The 20,258-nt window shown below is 75.5% G+C and carries 20 protein-coding genes; 3 read left to right on the top strand and 17 right to left on the bottom strand.

The window, feature by feature from the left end:
* Positions 1-79 precede the first annotated feature (79 nt).
* Positions 80-1,795 carry a GGDEF domain-containing protein gene (locus ACR80Q_RS07370; RefSeq protein ID WP_435376949.1) on the top strand — a complete coding sequence of 572 codons (1,716 nt, stop codon included), beginning with the start codon at positions 80-82 and terminating at the stop codon, positions 1,793-1,795.
* Between the two features lie 9 nt (positions 1,796-1,804).
* Here ACR80Q_RS07370 and ccsB read toward each other — a convergent pair whose 3' ends face one another.
* The 17 genes from ccsB to ACR80Q_RS07285 form a co-directional block, all read right to left on the bottom strand.
* A complete protein-coding gene (gene ccsB / locus ACR80Q_RS07365) occupies positions 1,805-2,875 on the bottom strand; it encodes a c-type cytochrome biogenesis protein CcsB (RefSeq protein WP_435376948.1) in 1,071 nt (356 codons plus the stop codon).
* Positions 2,872-4,674, bottom strand: a complete 1,803-nt coding sequence (gene resB / locus ACR80Q_RS07360; protein ID WP_435376947.1) for a cytochrome c biogenesis protein ResB — start codon at positions 4,672-4,674, stop codon at positions 2,872-2,874. The genes ccsB and resB overlap by 4 nt, the downstream gene beginning before the upstream one ends.
* A complete protein-coding gene (locus ACR80Q_RS07355) occupies positions 4,671-5,606 on the bottom strand; it encodes a cytochrome c biogenesis CcdA family protein (protein ID WP_435376946.1) in 936 nt (311 codons plus the stop codon). Before ACR80Q_RS07355 ends, resB begins: the two co-directional genes overlap by 4 nt.
* A complete protein-coding gene (locus ACR80Q_RS07350; protein WP_435376945.1) occupies positions 5,603-6,247 on the bottom strand; it encodes a TlpA family protein disulfide reductase in 645 nt (214 codons plus the stop codon). Before ACR80Q_RS07350 ends, ACR80Q_RS07355 begins: the two co-directional genes overlap by 4 nt.
* A 26-nt stretch (positions 6,248-6,273) precedes the next feature.
* Positions 6,274-6,891: a histidine phosphatase family protein gene (locus ACR80Q_RS07345; protein WP_435376944.1), complete on the bottom strand. Its 618-nt coding sequence runs from the start codon at positions 6,889-6,891 to the stop codon at positions 6,274-6,276.
* Positions 6,888-8,255, bottom strand: a complete 1,368-nt coding sequence (hemL, locus tag ACR80Q_RS07340; RefSeq protein ID WP_435376943.1) for a glutamate-1-semialdehyde 2,1-aminomutase — start codon at positions 8,253-8,255, stop codon at positions 6,888-6,890. The genes ACR80Q_RS07345 and hemL overlap by 4 nt, the downstream gene beginning before the upstream one ends.
* A 31-nt stretch (positions 8,256-8,286) precedes the next feature.
* Positions 8,287-8,745: a MarR family winged helix-turn-helix transcriptional regulator gene (locus tag ACR80Q_RS07335; protein ID WP_435376942.1), complete on the bottom strand. Its 459-nt coding sequence runs from the start codon at positions 8,743-8,745 to the stop codon at positions 8,287-8,289.
* 74 nt (positions 8,746-8,819) lie between these two features.
* The gene (gene hemB, locus ACR80Q_RS07330; RefSeq protein ID WP_435376941.1) at positions 8,820-9,833 is read right to left on the bottom strand and encodes a porphobilinogen synthase; all 1,014 of its coding nucleotides are present in this window, start codon (positions 9,831-9,833) and stop codon (positions 8,820-8,822) included.
* A complete protein-coding gene (locus ACR80Q_RS07325; RefSeq protein WP_435376940.1) occupies positions 9,830-11,458 on the bottom strand; it encodes a uroporphyrinogen-III synthase in 1,629 nt (542 codons plus the stop codon). The genes hemB and ACR80Q_RS07325 overlap by 4 nt, the downstream gene beginning before the upstream one ends.
* On the bottom strand, positions 11,455-12,498 hold the full coding sequence (hemC, locus tag ACR80Q_RS07320; protein ID WP_435376939.1) for a hydroxymethylbilane synthase: 1,044 nt from the start codon (positions 12,496-12,498) through the stop codon (positions 11,455-11,457). Before hemC ends, ACR80Q_RS07325 begins: the two co-directional genes overlap by 4 nt.
* Complete coding sequence (locus ACR80Q_RS07315; RefSeq protein ID WP_435376938.1) at positions 12,495-13,820, bottom strand: glutamyl-tRNA reductase; 1,326 nt, start codon at positions 13,818-13,820, stop codon at positions 12,495-12,497. The genes hemC and ACR80Q_RS07315 overlap by 4 nt, the downstream gene beginning before the upstream one ends.
* On the bottom strand, positions 13,817-14,623 hold the full coding sequence (locus ACR80Q_RS07310; RefSeq protein WP_435376937.1) for a redox-sensing transcriptional repressor Rex: 807 nt from the start codon (positions 14,621-14,623) through the stop codon (positions 13,817-13,819). The genes ACR80Q_RS07315 and ACR80Q_RS07310 overlap by 4 nt, the downstream gene beginning before the upstream one ends.
* Positions 14,624-14,717: 94 nt before the next feature.
* Positions 14,718-15,002, bottom strand: coding sequence for a glutaredoxin family protein (locus tag ACR80Q_RS07305; RefSeq protein ID WP_435376936.1), 285 nt, complete (start codon positions 15,000-15,002; stop codon positions 14,718-14,720).
* Entirely contained in the window at positions 14,999-16,246 is a 1,248-nt protein-coding gene (locus ACR80Q_RS07300) for a lysophospholipid acyltransferase family protein (RefSeq protein WP_435376935.1), read from the bottom strand. Before ACR80Q_RS07300 ends, ACR80Q_RS07305 begins: the two co-directional genes overlap by 4 nt.
* Complete coding sequence (locus ACR80Q_RS07295) at positions 16,243-17,295, bottom strand: NAD-dependent epimerase/dehydratase family protein (RefSeq protein WP_435376934.1); 1,053 nt, start codon at positions 17,293-17,295, stop codon at positions 16,243-16,245. Before ACR80Q_RS07295 ends, ACR80Q_RS07300 begins: the two co-directional genes overlap by 4 nt.
* Positions 17,296-17,321: 26 nt before the next feature.
* Complete coding sequence (locus tag ACR80Q_RS07290) at positions 17,322-17,420, bottom strand: 30S ribosomal protein bS22 (protein ID WP_012085056.1); 99 nt, start codon at positions 17,418-17,420, stop codon at positions 17,322-17,324.
* A gap of 101 nt (positions 17,421-17,521) precedes the next feature.
* Complete coding sequence (locus tag ACR80Q_RS07285; RefSeq protein ID WP_435377116.1) at positions 17,522-18,577, bottom strand: acetoin utilization protein AcuC; 1,056 nt, start codon at positions 18,575-18,577, stop codon at positions 17,522-17,524.
* A 281-nt stretch (positions 18,578-18,858) separates the two neighbouring features.
* Between ACR80Q_RS07285 and ACR80Q_RS07280 the strand changes: the two genes are divergently transcribed.
* Together ACR80Q_RS07280 and ACR80Q_RS07275 are read left to right on the top strand one after the other, a co-directional pair.
* Positions 18,859-19,494 (top strand): thioredoxin-like domain-containing protein, encoded by a 636-nt coding sequence (locus ACR80Q_RS07280; protein ID WP_435376933.1) that lies wholly within the window; start codon positions 18,859-18,861, stop codon positions 19,492-19,494.
* Positions 19,495-19,508: 14 nt separating this feature from the next.
* Positions 19,509-20,222: a DUF305 domain-containing protein gene (locus ACR80Q_RS07275; RefSeq protein WP_435376932.1), complete on the top strand. Its 714-nt coding sequence runs from the start codon at positions 19,509-19,511 to the stop codon at positions 20,220-20,222.
* Positions 20,223-20,258 lie beyond the last annotated feature (36 nt).

Here is a 20,258-nt window from a genome sequence, read left to right as displayed (position 1 = left end):
GCGCGCCGCTCGCCCCCGGCCATACTTCCCCCACGACCCGCCCAGGAGCTTCTCCACGACGACGACGGAGGTGAACGCCGTGCCCAGCGAGCCGGGTGCGGCCGCACCACCGGCGGACGACGCGGTCCGCCTCGCCACCCTCGTCGACTCCGACCCGGTCCGCGCCACGGCCGAGCTGGACGCCCTGCTGGGCGACCTGCTGCCGGGTGGGCGCGAGGACCTGCCCGACGCCGTCGACGACGACCGGCGCACCGACGTGGCGCACCTGCTGCTGCTGCGGGCCCGGGCCGGGCACTTCCGTCGCGACCTGGGCGCCCACGACGACACCGCCGCCGCGCTGCTGCTGCTCGACGCGGAGGAGGAGCCGCTGCTGGCGGCGCAGGCGCTCAACATGCACGCGATCTCCTCCGGCTACCTGGGCGACCTGCACGCCCAGCTGCGCTGCCTGGACCGGGGCCTGGAGGCGCTGCTGCGCGCGGAGGGCCCCGAGGCCACGCGGCTGCGCTCGGTCATGCGCCACAACCTCGCGGTGGCGCTGTACGACCTGGGCGACGCCCGGGGCGCGCTGGGGCTGCTGGCCGACGCCCGCCGGGAGGCGCGCGAGCTGGGGCACCCCCGGCAGCAGGAGTGGGTGCTGATGAGCTCGGTGGCCGCGGCGTCGTTCCTGCTGCGCGGGTACGAGGGGCAGTCCCCCCTGCAGGGCGAGGAGCACGAGCGGCTGCTGCGCGACATCGGGCGGTGGACCGCCGAGGCCGTCGACGCCGCCGACCGCGCCGTGGCGGTCGGCGAGGGGTTGGCCAACCGACGTGGTGCCTCGTGGTGCCAGGCCCGCCACGCGCAGCTGAGCGGGGACCTGCCGACCGCCCTGACCCACGCCCAGGACGCCGTCAGCCTGGTCGGCACGCTCGGCGAGCTGGACGTGCTCGCCCGTGCCCGGGCGCTGCTGGCCGAGATCCTGATGGACCTGGACCGCCTCGACGAGGCCGAGCAGATCCTGGTCGAGGCCACCGAGGCGACCGACCGGCTCGGCTCGGTCACCAGCGTGATGGTGTGGCACATGCTGGCGGTCTGCCGTGAGCGACGCGGTGACCTGCGGGGCGCGCTGGCGGCGATGCGGCGCTACGTCACCGCCGTGACCGCCTCCCGCGACATGCAGGTGCACAACACCGCCGCGGTCAACGCGGCCCGGCTCCGCCGGGAGGAGGTCGAGCGGGAGCGGGACACCTGGCGCCGCACGTCGGAGCACGAGCGACGGGCCGCCCGGGTGGACCCCCTGACCGGCATCGAGAACCGTCGCGCGTTCACCGACGCCATGGTCGCCCACGCCCGCGAGGGCGCCCGCCTGGCCCTGGCCATCGTGGACCTGGACCACTTCAAGTCCGTCAACGACCGGTTCGGGCACGTGGTGGGCGACGAGGTCCTGGTGCGCGTCGGGGCGGCGATGCTCGCCGCGCTGCCCGCCCTGACCGGCACCGGGCCCACGGCGGAGGTCGGCCTGTACCGGGTCGGCGGCGAGGAGTTCGTGGTCGCGTTCGCGGTCGACGGGATGGACGACCGCGCGGTCGTCGCGCTGGTCGAACGGGTCCGGCGGTCGGTGGCGGCCGTCGACTTCTCCGACATCGGGGTGCCGGTGCGGGACGAGCACTCCGGTGACCTGGAGGTCACCGCGTCGGCCGGCGTGGCGATCGGCGTGCCGGTCGACGCGGCGTCACCCGCGGGTGACCTGCTCCGGGCGGCCGACCGGCACCTGTACACCGCCAAGAGCAAGGGCCGGAACCGCCTCGTCGGCCCGTGAGCCCCCTGCCTACAGCGCGTAGGAGTGGTTGCCCACGAAGAGGTAGTTGACGCCGAAGAAGTTGAACATCAGGCACGCGAAGCCGAGCACGGCGATCCAGGCCGAGCGCGGTCCCGCCCAGCCGGCGGTGGACCGCGCGTGCAGGTAGGCCGCGTAGACGACCCAGATGACGAACGACCAGACCTCCTTGGGGTCCCAGCCCCAGTACCGGCCCCACGCCTCGGCGGCCCAGATCGCCCCCGCCACCACGGTGAACGTCCACAGCACGAAGGCCACCGCGTGCAGCTGGAACGAGGTCTGCTCCAGGGTGCGGCTGTCGGGCACCCGGGACAGGAACCGGCTGGGCTGGCCCCCGGCGGCCAGGACCGCCTCCTGGCGGTGCTGGACCAGCTGCACCACGGCCAGGCTGAACCCGATGGTGAACAGCGCCGAGGACAGGAACGCGATCGACACGTGCACGACGAGCCAGGAGTCCTGCAGCGCCGGGGACAGGGCACTGGCCTCGGTGTAGAAGAAGGACGTCGCGATCATGAGCGCCAGCAGGACCGGCACCACGACGAACGAGCCGAGCCAGCTCCACCGCTGCGCCCGGCGGAGCAGCACGACGAACACCAGGCTGACCAGGACGGATCCGGTCAGGGCGAACTCGTAGGCGTCGCCCCAGGGCACCCGGTGCACCGACAGGCCGCGGGCCACGATGGACCCGACGTGCAGCAGCGTCGCCAGCACGAACAGGCTGGTGCCGATGCGGGCGGCCCGGCCCTGCCGCTCCTGGCCTGCCGCGTCGTCCGGGCCCCCCGGGAGCGGGCTGGTCCGCCCGTCCGGGTGCACGTCGGCGCCGGCGGACCGCGCCGCGGTGGCCCCGGCCCCGACGCCCGCCCCAGCCGTCACCAGGGCCTGCGGCTCCGGCCGCGCCCGGCGTGCGCCCAGGTCGATCGCGTAGGCGACCAGCGAGACGGCGTACACGGCCATGGCCGAGTAGACGAGGGCGTCGCTGATGCCGGCCAGGCCCTCGTCGGCGGCGCGGCCGGTGACGAGGACAGCCGGCAGCGCCAGCAGGTCCAGGGGTGGCGCGGTCATCGGTCCTCGCTCGTGGGTGCAGGCCCGGGGCCGGGCGGGTGGGTGCTGCGCGGGTCGGTGCTGCGGGGTTCGGTGCTGAGCGGGTCGGTGCTGCGCGGGTCGGTGCTGAGCGGTTGGGTGCTGCGCGGTTCGGTGGAGCGCGGGGGGCTGCCGGTCGGCGGGGCGGCGGCCGCCACGAGCAGCAGGCGGTCGACCTCGCCCTGCAGCCCGGCGTCCCGGCTCCGGGACAGACCACCGACCTCGACCACGGTACGCCGGGCGCCGTCCTCGCCGTGGTCCGGGGTGAGGCGGGCCCACAGGCGTCGTCGCGGCAGGAACAGGCTGACGACCAGACCGAGCATGGCCAGCGACGCCGACACCAGGGCCAGCGGCCCCGACGGGTCGGAACGCACCTGGAAGGCCGCGAACCTGGGCAGCTCGACGAACGTGACGCTGCCCGCCCCGTCCGGCAGGTCGACGCTCTGGCCGGGGGCGAGCAGGAGCAGGACCGGCTCACCCGCGTCGTCCAGCATCTGCGTCATGTCGTCGGTGTCCAGGTCGTAGACCGACTGCGGGGTGCCGTCGCCGAGACCGATGTCGCCGACCCAGGGGGTGAGGACCAGCCGGGGGACGCGGGCGTCGGGGAACAGCGAGACGGGCGCCGCGAGCGGGTCGGCGCCCGCCGTGGGCAGGAACACCCCGCTCAGCCCGATGTCGTCGCCCCCGGGCACGGCCGCCTTGACCACGCCGGTCGAGGTGTACCCGCCGTCCTCGGGCAGGAACGGCACCGGCCCGGCGAACCGGACCTCGCCGTCGGCGTCCCGGACCTCGACCACGGGGGCGTAGCCGTTGCCGGTCAGGAACAGGCGGGTGCCCTGGACCTCCAGCGGGGAGTTGACCCGGATCGTGCCCGGCTCGCCCTCCGCCCCCGGCGACGGGGTCACGGTGACGGCGGCCTCGAAGTTGCGGGGCGAGCCGAGCTGGCTGACCTGCTCCTCCTCGAAGGCCACGTCGAGGGCGTCGAGCCGCAACGAGAACGGCGGCAGCCCGGTCGCGTCGAACCGGGCCCCGGGGTTGATGGAGTCGTACTGCTGCAGGACGTTGCTGAACGACTCGCCCTCCACCACGAGGGCCTCACCGCGGTAGGAGTACAGCGAGCCGGTGGCCATGGCCACCAGCACCCCGACGAGGCTGACGTGGAACAGCAGGTTGCCGGTCTCGCGCAGCCGGCCGGTCTCCGCGGCCAGCGACCGGGCGCCCGGGCCGCCACCGGTCTCGGCGTGGACGTCCACCCGGTGACCGAGCAGCGGCCCCCCGCCACGGCCCCGCCGCCGCAGCGCGACGGTGAGCCGGTCGACGACCACGTCCACGGGCTCGGCGACGGTGACGCCGCCGTGCCCGGGCAGCCGCTCGAGGCGGCGCGGGGTCGTGGGCGGGCGACGGCGCCACTCGGTGACGTGCGCCCGGGCGCGCGGCACGATGCAGCCCAGCAGGCTCACGAACAGCAGCAGGTAGACCGCGGCGAACCAGGGCGAGGCGTAGACGTCGAAGAAGCCGAGCCGGTCCAGCCACTCCCCCGTGCTCTCGTTCTCGCGCAGGTAGGTGTTGACCGCGGCCAGGTCGACCCCGCGCTGCGGGAACAGCGACCCCGGGATCGTCGCGACGGCCAGCAGGAGCAGCAGCACCAGGGCCGTGCGCATGCTCGTCAGCTGCCGCCAGAGCCAGCGGGCGGTCCCCCTCGCCCCGAGCGGCGGGGGCGTGGGCGCGGGCGGGAGGGGCGAGGCGCCGGTGGCGTCCGGGGTCCGGGTGTCGGCGCTCACAGCAGCACCGGGAACCGGCTGATGGGGGCGCGCAGCGCCTCGACGAGGGCCTCGTACAGACCGGTGATCAGCAGCAGACCGACGACGACGAGCAGGACGCCCCCCACCCGCTGGACCAGCACCCGGTGCCGGCGCAGCGGCCCCAGGGCGCGCAACCCGCGGGCGTACCCGAGGGACACCAGCACGAACGGCAGGCCCAGCCCGACGCAGTACGCCGCGCCAAGCAGCGCCCCCCGCCCGGCCCCGCCGTCGACGAACGACAGCCCCAGGACCGCGGCCAGGGTGGGTCCCACGCAGGGGATCCAGCCGACGCCGAACGCCGCCCCCAGCAGCGGGGCGCCGCCCAGGCCGACGGCCGGGCGCCAACGGGGTCGCCGCTCGGTGCGCAGGAACGGCAGCGCGCCCATGAACACCAGCCCCATGGCGACCGCGACCACGCCGGACACGACGTACACGACCCGCAGGTTGGGCACGAGCGCCCCCGCGACGCCGGCGACCATGCTGATGCTGATGAACACGACGCTGAACCCGGCGACGAACAGGCAGGTGCCCAGCACCAGACGCCCCGTGGGGACGGTCTCCGGGTCGGCGAGCACGGCCGTGCCACCGCGGGCGGGGCCGGCACCGGTGCTCGCGGCACCGGTGCTCGCGGTCCCGGTGCTCGCGGTCCTGGTGCTCGCGGCGCTGGTGCTCGCGGGGCTCGACGCGACCGCGGCGGCCGGGCCGGGCTCGGCCATGCCGGACACGTAGGCCAGGTAGCCCGGCACCAGCGGCAGCACGCAGGGCGAGGCGAACGACACCAGCCCCGCCAGCAGCGCCAGGGGCACGGCCAGCAGGAGCGAGCCGTCCAGGACGGTCTGCGCGGCCACGGAGGACCCCGCAGCCAGCAGCCCTCCGGCCACCACGTCGGCCCCGACCGCCCCGACGCTCACGCCTGGCCCCCTCCGGACGCGACGTCCTCGACGACGCCCACCAGGGTGGCCTCGTCGACCTGGGACAGCATCCGGGCGGCCACCCGGCCCTGCTCGTCCAGCACGAGCGTCGCCGGCACGACGTTGGTGGGCACCTCGCCGGCCAGGCGCAGCAGCAGCGCGGAGTCGGGGTCGTGCAGGCTCGGCCAGTCGATGCCGTACTCCTCCTCGAAGCCGGCCGCGGCCTCGACGGAGCGGTCACGGATGTTGAGCCCGACGAACTGCACGGCCACGCCCGGCCCGTCGGCACCGGTCAGCACCTGCTCGGCGCTGACCAGGTCGGGCGCCTCGGCGTGGCAGGGCCCGCACCACGAGCCCCAGACGTTGAGGACGACCAGGCCGCCGCGCAGGCCCGTGACGTCGAGGGCCTCCCCCGTCAGGGTCTGGCCGGTCAACCCGTCGACGGGCTCGCCGCGCTCGTCGGCGGCGATCACCTGGACCGTGCTGTCCCCGGAGACGTAGGCGGCGCCGGCCTCCTCGCGCAGGCCGGGCACCCCTGCCTGCCCCGACGAGCAACCGGTAAGCGCGAGCAGCAGGGCGCCGGCGAGCAGACCCGCACGCGCCGGACCGCGCCGGGCCCGGGTCACGGGTCGGCTGGTCACGGGTCCGCCGGTCACAGGTCCGCCGGTCACAGGTCCGCCGCGGGCTCGCGGTAGGCCACGCCGACCAGCTCGTCGCCGTCGTAGGTGAACGAGGTGAGCGAGGCCAGGCCGCACTGGCGACGACGCGGGTCGTGCCAGAGCCGGCGGCCCTCGGCCGCGGACCGGACGGTCCAGATCGGCAGCTGGTGGGAGACGCAGACGACCTGGCGGCCGGGAGCCAGGTCGCGTGCCGCCTCGACGGCGGCCAGCATCCGGGCCGCGATCTCGCGGTAGGCCTCGCCCCAGGACGGGCGGAGCGGGTTGTACAGGTGCCGCCAGTGCCTCGGGCTGGACAGGGCGCCGTCGCCGACGCCGATGGTGAGGCCCTCGAACACGTTGCCGCTCTCGATCAGCCGCTCGTCGGTGCGGATGCTCAGGCCGTGGGCGGTCGCGACGGGGGTCGCGGTCTCCTGGGCCCGCTGCAGCGGGGAGGCCACCACCGCGCCGACGTCGGCGTCGCCCAGGTGCTCCGCGACGCGGCGGGCCATGGCGTGGCCGCGCTCGCTGAGCCCGTATCCGGCGATCCGGCCGTACAGGACGCCGTCGGGGTTGTGCACCTCGCCGTGGCGCACCAGGTGCACGACGGTGCGGACTGCGGGGCTCATGCCGCACCACCCGCGGCCGCGGCGGCGCGCGCCGCCCCGGGCAGGGCCGCCAGCACGTGCTCGACCGCCTCCTCGTCGTGGCTGGCCGACACGAACCAGGACTCGAACGACGACGGCGGCAGGTGCACCCCGGCGTCGAGCATGGCGTGGAAGAACGCCGCGAAGGCCGTCGAGTCCTGGGTCCGGGCCGTGGCGTAGTCGTCGACCCGCCCCTGGACGCCGTCGGTGAGGAAGACGCTGAACATGCTGCCGGCGTGCTGCACGACGTGCGGCATCCCCACGGCGGTGAACGCCTCGTCGACCGCGGCGGAGACGGTGCGCGACACCTCGTCGACCCGGGCGTAGACGGCCGCGTCGGCCAGCCGCAGCGTGGTCAGGCCCGCGGTGACCGCCACGGGGTTCCCGCTCAGCGTGCCGGCCTGGTAGACCGCCCCCAGCGGGGCCAGGTGGGCCATCACGTCCGCCCGGCCGCCGAAGGCCGCCACGGGGAACCCGCCGCCCATCACCTTGCCGAAGGTGAACAGGTCCGGGGCGGGCAGCGGCTCGTCGCCCGCGGCCGCGCAGTCCTGCTCCAGGCCGTGCCAGCCGCCGGGCCCGACCCGGAACCCGGTCATCACCTCGTCGTAGACCAGCAGCGCACCGTGGGCGGCGGTGACCTCGCGCATCAGGGCCGCGAAACCGGGCCGGGGCGGCACGACGCCCATGTTGCCCGCGGCGGCCTCGGTGATGAGGCAGGCGACGCGGTCGCCGTGCTCGGCGAACACCGCCCGCAGCGCGTCGGGGTCGTTGTACGGCAGGACGACCGTGTCGGCGGCCGACGCCCCCGTGATGCCGGGGCTGGACGGCAGCCCGAACGTGGCCAGCCCGGACCCCGCCTCGGCCAGCAGGGCGTCGACGTGGCCGTGGTAGTGCCCGGCGAACTTGACCACGACCGGCCGCCCGGTGAACCCGCGGGCGAGGCGGACGGCGCTCATGGTGGCCTCGGTGCCGCTGTTGACCAGGCGCACCTGCTGCACCGCGGGGACCCGACGGACGATCTCCTCGGCCAGCTCGACCTCCAGCTCGGTGGGCGCGCCGAAGCTGAAGCCGCGGCCGGCGACGTCACGGACCGCCTCGAGCACCTGCGGGTGGGTGTGGCCCAGCAGCATCGGTCCCCAGGAGCACACCAGGTCGACGTAGCGGTTGCCGTCGGTGTCGGTGAGCCACGGGCCGGACGCCGAGGTCATGAACCGGGGCGTGCCGCCCACGGCGCGGAAGGCCCGGACCGGAGAGTTCACGCCGCCGGGGACCACCCGGGAGCCACGCTCGAGCAGGGCCCGGGAGCGGGTCGTACCGGGTGCGGAGGTCGTCGCTTCGGCTGTCACGCCTCCCAGTGTCCCAACCGCTGCTGCGTGCTCAGGCCAGGGGTCGCAACCGGTCGCGCACCTTGGCCATCGCGGCCCCCAGCGCCAGGAACTCCTCACGCGTCAGGGGGTCCACCAGGTGCTCGCGGACGCTGCCGACGTGGTGGGGCGCGGCGGCGACCAGGGCGCTCAGGCCGGCCTCGGTCATGGTGCACCGCACGCCGCGCTTGTCCTCCTCGCAGGGCTCCCGCCGCACCAGGCCACGGGACTCCATCCGGCTCACGGTGTGGGTGAGCCGGGAACGGGAGTGCAGGACCAGGCCCGCGAGCTCGCTCATCCGCAGGGACCGTCCCTCCTGCTCGGACAGCTGCACGAGGATGTCGTACTCGCTGAACGTGAGACCGACGGCCAGCAGGTCCCGCCCGAGCGCGTCGTCGAGCAGGGCCGAACCCTCCAGCCACGCCCGCCACGCGGCCTGCTGCTCCGAGTCGAGCCATTCACCCCTGGTCACGGCGCCGAAGCCTACCGTCCGCTCTGCGGACAGCTGCGGGACGCGACGGCGAGCCGGCTTCCCGGTGACCGTCGTCACGCTGCGTGCAGAGCGCGGGCCACGTCGAGCGCCGCGTAGGTGAGGACGACGTCGGCCCCGGCCCGGCGGATCGACAGCAGCGACTCCAGCATGACGCGGTCACCGTCCACCCAGCCGTTGGCGGCCGCGGCGGCGACCATCGCGTACTCCCCCGACACCTGGTAGGCCGCGACGGGCACGGGGCTGGCGTCGGCGACCTGCCGGAGCACGTCCAGGTAGGGCAGGGCGGGCTTGACCATGATGACGTCGGCGCCTTCGGCCAGGTCCTGCTGGACCTCCAGCAGCGACTCCCGGGTGTTGGCCGGGTCCTGCTGGTAGGTGGCCCGGTCCCCGGTGAGGGTGGACTCGACGGCCTCGCGGAAGGGGCCGTAGAAGCCGGACGCGTACTTGGCCGCGTAGGCCAGCACGCCGACGTCGTCGTGCCCGGCGCCGTCCAGGGCCGCGCGGACGGCCCCGACCTGCCCGTCCATCATCCCGCTGGTGCCCAGCAGGTGGGCGCCCGCGCCGGCCTGCGCCAGGGCCACGTCGGCGTAGCGCTCCAGGGTGGCGTCGTTGTCGACCCGACCCCGGTCGTCCAGCACGCCGCAGTGGCCGTGGTCGGTGAACTCGTCCAGGCAGAGGTCCGCCATCAGCACGGTCTCCCCTCCGACGGCGTCGGCCAGGTCGGCGAGGGCGACGTTGAGGACGCCGTCGGGGTCGTCCGCCCCGCTCCCGGTGGCGTCCCGGCGGCTGGGCACCCCGAACACCATCAGCCCACCGACCCCCGCGTCGACCGCGTCACGGGCCAGCGCCACCAGCGAGGCCCGGGAGTGCTGGACGACGCCGGGCAGGCTGGCGATCGGCCGGGGCTCGTCGAGGCCCTCCTTGACGAACACCGGCAGCACCAGGTCGGCCGGGTCGAGCCGCGTCTGCGCGACCAGGCGCCGCAGCGCAGGCGTCCCCCGCAACCGCCGGGGGCGGCGCAGGGGGAACGCCCCGGCCGCGGGGACGCCAGGGGCCCCGGCCGTCACCGGGCGCGCCGGCGGGCCGCCGGGGTGCGCTCGGAGGGCCGTGACCAGGTCTGGCCGTCCGCCTCGGCCGCCGCCCGGCTCGCGCGGCCGTGGTCGGCCAGGGCGTCCACCAGGGCGCGCACCTCCGGCAGCGGGGCGAGCACGTCGACCCGCAGGCCGTGCTCCTCGGCCGTGGCCGCGGTGCGGGGGCCGATGCAGGCGATCACGGTCGCGGCGTGGGGCTTGCCCGCGATGCCGACCAGGTTGCGGACGGTGGAGCTGGACGTGAACAGGACCGCGTCGAACCCGCCGGACTTGATGGCGTCGCGGACGGGGGCGGCGGGCGGCGCGGCGCGGACGGTGCGGTACGCCGTGACGTCGTCGACCTCCCAGCCCATCTCCTGCAGACCGGCGACCAGGGTCTCGGTCGCGATGTCGGCCCTCGGCAGCAGCACCCGGTCGATCGGGTCCAGCTGCGGGTCGAACGCGGGCCAGACGTCGAGCAGGCCGTGGGCCGACTGCTCGTCGGTGGGCACCAGGTCGGGCTCCAGGCCCCACTCGCGCAGCGCGTCGGCCGTCACCCCGCCCACCGCGGCGATCTTGAGCCCCGAGAACGACCGGGCGTCCAGCCCCAGCGCGTCCAGCTGCTCGCGCACGGCGCGGACGGCGTTGACGCTGGTGAACCCGACCCACTCGTAGCGACCGGTGACCAGGCCGCGGACGGCCTTGTCCATCTGCTGCGGGGTGCGCGGCGGCTCGACGGAGATGGTGGGGACGACGACGGGGTCGGCGCCCAGCTCGCGCAGGTGCTCCACGACCGACGTCGACTGGTCCTTGGTCCGGGGCACCAGCACCCGCCAGCCGAACAGCGGGCGCGTCTCGAACCAGGAGACGGCCTCGCGCTGCTTGACGGCCTCGCCGACGACCAGGCTGACGGGCTCGGGCAGCTCACCGACCACGTCACCGACCTTGGCCAGCGCCACCCCGATGCTGCGCTGGTGCGTGGTCGTGGCCTGCGACACGGCGACCGTCGGGGTGTCCGGGCTCCAGCCCATGGCGACCATCCGGTCGGCCGCACCACCCAGCAGGGCCGCGGCCCCCAGCACGACGACGGTGTCCCCGCCGCCGCGCCCGGGCGCGACGAGCTCGGTGGAGCCGTCGGTGACGTGGACGACGTGGACGCGGTCGGTCCCGGTCGGCGCGACCGGCACCCCGGCGTACACCGGCACGGCGAAGGCCGCGGAGACGCCGGGCACCAGCTCGACCTCGGCCCCGGCCGCACGCGCAGCCTTGATCTCGGCCGACACCGACGAGAACGTGGTGGCGTCGCCGGCGACCAGGCGGACCACCCGGGCCCCGTCGACGGCCAGGCGGGCCACCCGACGGGAGCGGGCCGCCCGGTTCAGCGGCGTGCCGTCCGCGTCGGTGGCCAGCGAGACCACCTCGACACCCGGGCGGGCGCAGCGGGCGAGCAGGTCGGAGGGGTCCGCCAGGTCGGTGACGACCACGTCGGCCACCTCCAGAAGGGCCGCGGCGCGCAGCGTGAGCAGGCCCGGGTCACCGGGACCGGCCCCCACGAAACCCACGTGGGCGCGGCGGCCGGCGTCGCTGGGCGTGGCCGCCCGGTCGTCGCTGTGCGTGCTCATCGAAGGGTCTCCTCGTGGTCGGTGCGTGGGTGTTCCAGCCGGGCCCGGAGCAGCTCGTGGCCTGCCCGCTCCCCCAGCGACGCGGCGTCGGCCACCGCCCCGACCTGACGCAGCCGCAGCAGGCGGGGGACCACGTCCGGGCCGTCGAGGACCGTGGTCGTACGGTCCGTCGTCAGTGATGCCGTCCGGGGGGCCGTCGCGGATGCAGCGACCCCGACGTCGGCGGCGTCCGCGACCGGGTCGTCGGCCAGGGCGGCGTGCAGCACCACCTCCTCGCCGCTCACGGTCGCCAGGGCGCCGACCGGCGCGGAGCAGCCGGCGTCCAGGACCCGCAGCATCGTGCGCTCGGCCGTGACCGCGGCCCGGGTCGGGGCGTGGTCGAGGGCGTCGCGCACCCGGGCGCCGAGCGGGTCGCCGCTGCGGGTCTCGACCGCCAGGGCGCCCTGGCCCGGCGCGGGCAGCAGCACGTCGGTGCCCAGCACGTCGCTGACCTCGCCGTCCCGACCCAGCCGGCGCAGCCCCGCCAGGGCGAGGACCACCGCGTCCAGGTCCACCCCGACGCGTCCCATCCGGGTGTCGACGTTGCCGCGCACGTCCACGACCCTCAGGCTGCGTCCGCGGCGGGCGGCGTCCACCGCGAGCATCGCGGCCCGCCGGGGCGAGCCGGTCCCGACCCGGGCCCCGTCGGGCAGGTCGACCAGCCGGGTCCCGCCCACGGAGACCAGCGCGTCGCGCGGGTCCTCGCGCTCGGGCACCGCGGCGAGGTCGATCCCGGGGAACGGGGCGGTCGGGAGGTCCTTGAGCGAGTGCACGGCCACGTCGACCTGCCCGGCGAGCAGGGCGTCGCGCAGCGCGGAGACGAACACCCCGGTGCCGCCGGTGTCACGGGCCAGCTCGCGCAGCGGCTCGGCGGAGCGGTCGCCGTGGGTCGAGACCAGGACGAGCTCGCAGTCCTCGCCGAGCGTCCGGGCCAGGGCGTCGGCGACCAGCTGGGACTGGGTGCGCGCCAGCGTGCTGGCCCGGGTGCCGACGCGGATCACGAGCTGGTCCCCTCGGCCCGGCCCGGCGTGCCCAGCCGGTTGACCGGGTCCAGGGTGTCGGCCACGTGCAGGCCGAAGAGGGTCTGCAGCGCCTCGGCGTACATCGACCCGTCCGGTCCGCTCGCCAGCTCCTTGACCCTCACCGTGGGGGTGTGGAGGACCTTGTCGACCACACGGCGCACCGTGCGCTCGACCTCGGCGGCCACGGCCGGGTCCAGGTCGCCGAGCCGGCCCCGCAGCCGCTGCAGCTCGGCCGCCACGACGGCGTCCGCCTGGCTTCGCAGCGCGACGACGGTCGGGGTGACCGTGGCGGCCTCGACCTCGGCGCGCCAGAGGAGCACCTCGTCGGCCACCACGGCACGCGCCCGGGCCACCTCGGTCGTCCCGTCGCCCTCGGCGGCGAGCAGGCCGCCGAGGCCCTCGAGGTCGACGAGCGTGACGGTGGGCAGGCCGGCCGGCAGCGGTGCGACGTCGCGGGGCAGGGCCAGGTCGACCAGCACCAGCGGGCGGCCGCCGCGGGCGGCGACGGCGGCCCTGACGTCGTCGGCCTCGACGACGTGCCCCACGGAGCCCGTGCAGCTGACGACGACGTCGCACTCGCGCAGCAGACGGGGGAGGTCGGCCAGGGTCGCGACGTCGCCCCCGACCGACTCCGCGAGCCGGACGGCCTTGTCGTGCGTGCGGTTGACCACCGTGATGGCGCCGGCCGCCTGGCGGGCCAGCGTGGCCGTCACCAGGCCGGCCATGCCCCCGGCGCCCACGACGGCCACCCGCGCGCCGGGCAGCGGCCCCACCTGCGCCGTGGCCAGGTGCAGCGCCTCGGTGACCATGCGGTTGCCGAGGCGGTCCAGACCGGTCTCGGCGCGGGCCCGTCGACCGACCCGCAGCGAACGCTCGACGACCGCCGCCAGCCCCCGCCCGGCGTGCCCGGCGGCCCGGGCGCGGCTGTACGCGCCCCGCACCTGGCCGAGGATCTGCGCCTCGCCCAGGGCCATGGAGTCCAGGCCGGCGACGACCTGGAAGACGTGCTCGACCGCGGCCCCGTCGTAGTGGGCGTACATGTGCTCACCCAGGTCGGCGGCGTCGACCCCCGTCCCCAGGGCCAGGGCGCTGGACACGGCGGCGACGCCGGAGTGGAACCGGTCGACGTCGACGTAGACCTCGACCCGGTTGCACGTCGACACCACCATGGCCTCGTTGACGTAGCGCTCGTCGAGCACCCGGCGGGCCAGGGCGGCCGGGTCGGCCGCGGCCTCCGCGAGGCGCTCCAGCGACGGCAGCGGGCAGGTCCGGTGGCTGGCACCGACGACGAGCAGGGTCACCGGGCACCGCTCTCGGCGCGCAGGACGGCGTCGGTCCCCCGGAGGCCCTCGGGGGGGCGCAGCGGCCCCAGGACGTCGCTGCGCTTGCGCTGCTCGTGGAACCCGAGGATCTGCAGCTCGCTGGACAGGTCGACGGCGCGGACGGTGACGCCGTCGGGCACGCGCACGGCCGCCCCGGCGAAGCAGAGGATGCTGGTGATGCCGGCCCGGACCAGGGTCTCGCTGGTGACCTGGGCGGCCTCGGCGGGGGTGGCGATGACGGCGATCCGGACGTTTCGCTCCTGCACCAGCCGGTGCACCTCGTCCACGTGGTGGACGGTGCGGCCGTTGACGGTCGTGCCCACGACGGCGGGGTCGGCGTCGAACAGCGCCGCGATGCTGAGGCCGCGGCTGGTGAACCCCCCGTAGTGCGCCAGCGCCCGGCCCAGGTTGCCGACGCCGACGATGGCGACGGGCCAGTCGTGCTCCAGGCCCAGCACGGCGGACATCTCGTGCACCAGGGTCGCGACGTCGTAGCCCACACCGCGGGTGCCGTAGGAGCCGAGCTGCGACAGGTCCTTGCGCAGCATGGCCGCGGACACGTGGACCAGGTCGGCCAGCTCCTGGCTCGACACCGTGCTGGTCCCCCGGTCGGCGAGGGCGTGCAACGCCTGCAGGTAGGTGGGGAGCCTCGCGACCGTGGCCTCGGGCACCCCCCTGGCGGCGGCGGTGCGGGCGACGGCGTCGTCGGTCCGGACCTGGACCAGGGGGCCCTTCGGCGCGCGGGAGCCCGTGCGGGGCAGTCGCAGTCGCTGCAAGGGCACTTGGGTCTCTCCTCGGCCGGGAAGTGTCATCGTAAGGGCTTGTGACGACGTGCACAAAGTGGCGCGACGCGTCCGCCGTAGCCCCCGCCCGGCCTCACCAGAGCAGGCGACGCCGCCGGCCCGGGCTCAGCAGCCGCCGCAGGCGCACCGGGTCCACCCGCAGCTGCTCGACGGTGGCGCCGTCGACCTCCACGACCGGGATCCGGTCCCAGAACCGGGCGTGCAGCTCCGGGTCGTCGAGGACGGACACCTCGGTCAGCTCGGCGCCGGCGCGCCGACACTCCGCCTGCACCACGACCCGGGCCTCGTCGCACAGGTGGCAGCCGGGCTTGCCGATCAGCCGGACCTGCACCGGCGGCCTCGCGGCGCGAGCGCTCATCCGAGGAACACGCTGCGACGCTGCACCAGCAGCGCGTAGAGGGTCTGCTGGATGACCTCGCGGACCCGGTCGGTGATCTCGAACACCACCATCGGGTCCTCCGCGGCGCCGGGGTCGAGCTGGTCGGTGGGGATCGGCTCGCCGAACTCGATCAGCCACTTGCTGGGCAGCGGCACCAGCCCCAGCGGCCCCAGCCACGGGAACGTGGGGGTCACGGGCCAGTAGGGGGCCCCGGTGAGCCGGGCCAGCGGCCGGACGTCGGCGAGCATCGGGTGGATCTCCTCCGCCCCCACGATGCTCACCGGCACGATGGGCACCTGGGTGCGGATGGCGGCGGACACGAAGCCGCCGCGGCCGAAGCGCTGCAACCGGTACCGGTCGCGGTAGTTCTTGCCGATGCCCTTGAACCCCTCGGGCCAGACCCCGACCAGCTCGCCGGAGGACAGCAGCCGCTCGGCGTCGCTGCTGGCGGCCAGCGTGGCCCCCATCCGACGCGCGACGTCGCCGACGACCGGCGTGGCGAACACCAGGTCCGCGCCCAGCAGCCGCAGGAACCGCCCGTCGGTGCTGTCGTGCACCGCCACCTGGGTCATCAGGGCGTCCCAGGCCACCGTGCCGGAGTGGTTGCCCACCAGCAGGGCGCCGCGGTCGGCCGGGATCCGTTCGGCCCCGCGCAGCTCGACCCGGAACCAGCGCCGGTACACGGGGCGGAGCACGGCGAGCATCACCCGCTCCGTCAGCTCGGGGTCGAAGCCGAACTCGTCGACGGCGTAGTCGCCCTGCAGCCGGCGCCGGACGAAGTCGACGGCGTCCAGCAGCAGCTCCTGCAGGTGCGCGCTGCCGTCCGGGTCCACCGGCGCCTCGCCGCCCCCCGACAGCTCCCCGTCCGGTCCCGGCTCGTCCGGTCCCGGCTCGTCCGGTCCCGGCCCGTCCGGCGCCGGCTCGTCCGGCACCACGGCCAGGTGGGGCGGCGCCCCCGCCTCGAGGGCCTCGACGACCCGCTGGCCGGCCTCCTCGGCGACCAGGTCGATCACCGTCTCGACGGGGTCGTCACGGCGCAGCGGCGTCACGACGGGCGAGGTGCGCCGCACCGGGGGCCGGGTGCGCGGCGCGGCCGGTCCCGACGCGCTCAGCAGCGGCGTCCCCCGGCGACGGCGGCGGTCACGTTCGGCCGCGGCCCGGTCCGCCCCCAGGGAGACGGGGTTGCTGCCCCCGCCGGCCGGGTCCCGGCCCGAGGGGCTCATCGCGTCGTCCCCTTCGCAGCCCGAGGGGCGCCGACCGTGTCGACCACGGCCTTGCTCACCTCGTCGGCGACCAGGTCCACGACCGGACGCACCCCGCGCAGCCCGTGGGCGGCCAGGAACTCCGCGAACGCCTCGCGGGTGGTGCGGGCGGGCACGAAACCCATCACGTCACGGCTGCGGCTGGTGTCCAGGACCCGGCCGTACCCCAGCAGCCTGAGGTCCTCGAACGACAGCTCGGCGGCCCCGAGCCGGGTCAGCCAGCGCGACGCGGTGGGGGCCAGCAGCTCCGGCAGGCCCAGCACGGGGCGCCCGGCCATGGCCGCGGCCTGGCTCGTGGTCAGGACCCCGTCCCCGGCGATGTTGACCGGGCCGGTGACCTCTCCCAGCGTGGCGACGACCATGGCCTCGACCGCGTCCACCTCGTGGACGAACTGCAGCCGGCCGTCGTGGCCCAGCAGCCCGGGGACCACCGGGAGCGCGAACGCCCGCGACAGCGGGGTCTCCAGGCCGGGGCCGACGATGCTGGCGAAGCGGAGCAGCGCGACGGAGGCGTCGGGGCGTCGCCGCGTGAAGCCGCGGACGTAGCCCTCGACCTCGAGGCAGTCCTTGGCCCACCCGGTCCGCGGCGGCGTGGCCGCCGTGGAGTCCTCGGTGAACATGGCCGGGTCACCCGGGCCGGCGCCGTAGACGCCGGCGGTGGACTTGACCACCAGCCGGGTGACGCCGGGCACCTTCTGCAGCGCCGCGAGCAGCTGCATGGTGCCGATGACGTTGATCTCCTTCATCGGCACGCGCCCGCCGGCGGAGCGGGGCGTGGCGATGACGTTCATGTGGACGACGGTGTCCACCCGCTCGTCGACCAGGAGCCTCGCGATGGACGGGCTCCTGATGTCCGCGCGGACGAAGCGCGCCCCACCCATCCAGGCGTGGGGCGGTACGACGTCGAGCCCGATCACGTCCGGGGCCGAGGGGTGTGCCGCCAGCGCGGCCGCGACCTTGCCGCCGAGGTATCGAGACACCCCGGTGACCAGCACGACGCGCCGGCTCACGGCTCCCCCGGACCCTACGGGTCCGACTACTTCTTGTTGCGGCGCTGGTGACGGGTACGACGAAGCAGCTTGCGGTGCTTCTTCTTGGCCATCCGCTTGCGACGCTTCTTGATGACAGAGCCCACGTGGGTCCTTCTTCCGCAGATCGTGCTGAGGGTCGGGCCCGCCTGCGCGCGCCCCTGGACTGAGGGCCCAGGCTACCGCCCGCGCGGAGCGACCTCGCCCCCTAGTCGAACCAGGGATCCAGGCCCAGCAGCGGGAAGACGGCCTTGCGGGTGGCCATGACCGCCTGGTCGACCGGGTCGGCGGGGTCGTAACCGGACTCCCAGGTCGAGAAGGAGGCGGGTTCGCCGTCGGTCATCCGCCGCGGCGCCTGCTGCCCCAGCGCCTCGGTGACGTAGTCCAACCAGGCCTGCGGCACGGCGGTGGTGGGCTCGATGGGGTGGTGCGCGGCCACCCCGACCAGGTGCGTCCAGGCCCGGGGCACGACGTCGACCAGCTCGTAGCCCCCGCCGCCCAGCGCGAGCCAGCGACCCCCCGCGACCTCGTGCGCGAGGTCGTGCATCATCACCGCCGCGGCCCGCTGGCCGTCGACGGAGACGCGGAGGTTCGCCAGCGGGTCGAGCACGTGGGTGTCGCAGCCGTGCTGGGTCACCAGCACCTGCGGCTCGACCGCACGGACCACCGGGCGCACCACGGCGTGGACGGCGCGCAGCCACCCGGCGTCACCGGTGCCGGCGGGCAGCGCGACGTTGACGGCCGTGCCCTCGGCACCCGCCCCGCCGACGTCGCCGGGGTAGCCCGTGCCGGGGAACAGTGTGTGGCCCGACTCGTGGACCGAGATGGTGGTGACGCGCGGCTCGTCCCAGAAGATCGACTCGGTGCCGTCGCCGTGGTGCACGTCGGTGTCCACGTAGACCACCCGCTCCACGCCGGCGTCGAGCATCGCCCGGATGGCGCCGGCGCAGTCGTTGTAGACGCAGAACCCGGACGCCGCGTCGGCCGAGGCGTGGTGCAGGCCCCCCGCGAAGTTGACGCCGTGGTCGATCTCACCCGCCACCAGCGCCCGCGCCAGGTCGACCGAGCCAGAGAACACCCGTGCGGCGGAGTCGTGCATCCCGGCGAACGCCGGCGTCTCCAGGGTGCCCACGCCGTGACCGACGTCCGCGCGGGTGTCGACCGAGGCGCGCTGCACCGCCTCGACCAGCCCGGCGGTGTGCACGGTGCGGAGCAGGTCGACCCCGGCGACCCCGGCGTCCACCACCTCGACGTGGCCGAACAGGCCGAGGTCGCGGCAGAGCCGGGCCGTCAGCGCGATGCGGACGGGGGCGAACGGGTGCCCGGGACCGAAGTCGTAGCGCACGAAGTCCTCGTCCCAGACGACCCGCGTCCGACTCCTCATGGCCTCACGCTAGCCCGGTGCCGCCGGCCCGGTGCACGACCGGATGCCGCGACGGGAACCAGGACAGGGCACCATGTGTTGTGACGAGGGCGCCGCACCCACGCGCTCGCCCCCCGCAGCACGCCCGTGCAACCCGCCGGACCCGACCGAGGAGCCTGACCGTGGCCGCCAAGACCCCCGCCGACCGCCAGGCCCGCCTGGCCCAGATGCAGGCCGCCCAGAAGGGCGAGGAGCGACGTCGGTCGTTCCTCATCGTCGGGGTCGCCGCGACGCTGGCCCTGGTCCTGATCGGCGTCGTCGTCGCCGTCATCGTGCAGAGCGAGGGCCAGCGCAGCCAGGTCGAGCGGGCGGCCGACGCCGACATCGACGGGGTCGAGGACTTCGGCGAGCAGACCGCCAACCACGTCACCACCCCGGTCCAGTACGAGGTGATGCCCCCGGTGGGCGGCGACCACCTGGCCCAGTGGCAGAACTGCGGCTTCTACGACGCCCCCATCACCAGCGAGGCCGGCGTGCACTCCCTCGAGCACGGCGCCGTGTGGGTGACCTACGACCCCGAGCTGCCCGCCGAGGACGTCGCCGAGCTCGAGCGGCTCGCCGGGGAGAACAGCTACCTGCTGGTCTCCCCCATGCCCGACCTGCCCTCCCCCGTGGTGGCCAGCGCCTGGGGCCTGCAGCTGCAGCTGGACTCCGTCGACGACGAGCGCCTGCCGGTGTTCCTCGTCAAGTACCTGCAGGGCGAGCAGACGCAGGAGCCCGGGGCAGCCTGCTCCGGCAGCATCGACACGACGGCCTGAGCGGTCGGGGCGCGATGACGTCACGCAGCACCTCCCCCCTGCTCGCCCGGCCGTTCCTCACCGCCCTCGCCGTGGTCGGCGGCGCACTGCTGGTGGTCGTCGGGCTGCTGCTGGGCTCCGCCCTGGCCGGTCCGGCGAGCGCCGCCGTGCCGACCGAGGACTCCGTGGACGCCGGCTTCGCCCGGGACATGCAGGTCCACCACGGTCAGGCCGTCGAGATGTCGGTGATGGTGCGGGACCGCAGCGACGACCCGACCCTGCGCCAGATCGCCCTGGACGTCCTGCTCACGCAGCAGAACCAGCAGGGCCAGATGGCCGGCTGGCTGCAGCTGTGGGGCCTGCCCCAGGCGTCGGCCGAGCCCATCATGGGCTGGATGTCCGGGCCGTTCTCCGACGGGATGGAGGGCATGACCGGCATGGCCGAGGACGAGTCGGCGGACGGTGCCGTCGACGGGGCCCCGGGCAACCCGATGATCGCCATGGGCCTGGCCACGGACGCGCAGATGGCCGCGCTGCGGGACGCGGACGGCGTCGAGGCCGAGCGGATCTACCTGCAGCTGATGATCCCCCACCACGTCGGCGGGGTGGAGATGGCCGAGGTCGCCCAGGACGAGGCCACGCAGCCCCAGGTCAGGCGGCTGGCCGAGTCGATGGTCAACGCCCAGACGTTCGAGATCACCGTGCTGCAGGACCTGCTGGACGACCGGGGCGGCCCGGTCGGCCTGTAGCGCCCGCAGCACCCCGCCCGCGGGCGTAGCGTGACC

Origin of the sequence: Aquipuribacter aurantiacus (assembly GCF_051216895.1) — a bacterium.
GTDB lineage: Bacteria > Actinomycetota > Actinomycetes > Actinomycetales > JBBAYJ01 > Aquipuribacter.
The sequence above is the reverse complement of the archived record's forward strand: the minus strand, read 5'-3'. Positions and strand labels throughout refer to the sequence as shown.

Bases quoted from the DNA above. Each gene is read 5' to 3' on its own strand.
- ccsB (WP_435376948.1), bottom strand. From the start codon at position 2,875: ATGACCGCGCCACCCCTGGACCTGCTGGCGCTGCCGGCTGTCCTCGTC.
- ACR80Q_RS07345 (WP_435376944.1), bottom strand. From the start codon at position 6,891: ATGAGCCCCGCAGTCCGCACCGTCGTGCACCTGGTGCGCCACGGCGAG.
- ACR80Q_RS07325 (WP_435376940.1), bottom strand. From the start codon at position 11,458: ATGAGCACGCACAGCGACGACCGGGCGGCCACGCCCAGCGACGCCGGC.
- ACR80Q_RS07305 (WP_435376936.1), bottom strand. From the start codon at position 15,002: ATGAGCGCTCGCGCCGCGAGGCCGCCGGTGCAGGTCCGGCTGATCGGC.
- ACR80Q_RS07300 (WP_435376935.1), bottom strand. From the start codon at position 16,246: ATGAGCCCCTCGGGCCGGGACCCGGCCGGCGGGGGCAGCAACCCCGTC.
- ACR80Q_RS07275 (WP_435376932.1), top strand. From the start codon at position 19,509: ATGACGTCACGCAGCACCTCCCCCCTGCTCGCCCGGCCGTTCCTCACC.